Origin of the sequence: Candidatus Methanomethylophilus sp. 1R26, assembly GCF_001481295.1 — an archaeon.
Taxonomy (GTDB): domain Archaea; phylum Thermoplasmatota; class Thermoplasmata; order Methanomassiliicoccales; family Methanomethylophilaceae; genus Methanomethylophilus.
In genome coordinates this window covers 1-595 of sequence record NZ_LOPS01000032.1, presented here as the reverse complement: position 1 = coordinate 595, position 595 = coordinate 1, and the positions used below count along the sequence as shown (strand labels likewise).

Below are 595 nucleotides of genomic sequence, written 5' to 3'. Positions count from 1 at the left end.
TTGAACGGTCTTTTTAAATATCTATAATGACGGTAAAATTAACTAAATTTGAAGGGGGACGGATTGTGGATGCACTTCTTGTTCTTGCAATTGTATTTCTGATCACCCAGTTGGTCGCCGCTGCCGTCCTTCTGGCATACAGAAAAGAACACGGAGAGAGACCCGGTGATGCCAAAGCATATTTTGACGTGGGCATTCGTGCAAGAATGGCGGCGTCAATTCCTGCACTCGTTCTCGTGATATGCTGGCTTGGCGCCTTCGTCTTGTCCGATGGCGAATTGCATGATGATCTGGGATCGCCGACATATGTGTTGGGAATAGTCCTCATCGCTATGGAAATCCCAACAGTCATCCTCTACATCCCTTCGATTCGCCGCCTTTGAAACACTTTCCTTCCGTATGCCATCGTGAAGAACGATTTTTCTTCCGATATTCACGATGGCTTGCACGGAGATTATCTGAAAATTCGGTTCTATAACATTTCGTGTGGAATCGGGCAGAGGAGCAGGCTCATAATCGATCATGCGCATACGCACCTGTGTGCGCCAAAAGGAGCTGTAAGGCACCTTCGCCGAAGGGCGAAGGATGCGCCCCG

General features: G+C 48.6%; 1 protein-coding gene. It reads left to right on the top strand.

Annotation, left to right across the window (positions count from 1 at the left end):
- Positions 1–65: 65 nt before the first annotated feature.
- The gene (locus AUQ37_RS06285; protein ID WP_157844316.1) at positions 66–383 is read left to right on the top strand and encodes a hypothetical protein; all 318 of its coding nucleotides are present in this window, start codon (positions 66–68) and stop codon (positions 381–383) included.
- The last annotated feature ends 212 nt before the right edge of the window (positions 384–595 follow it).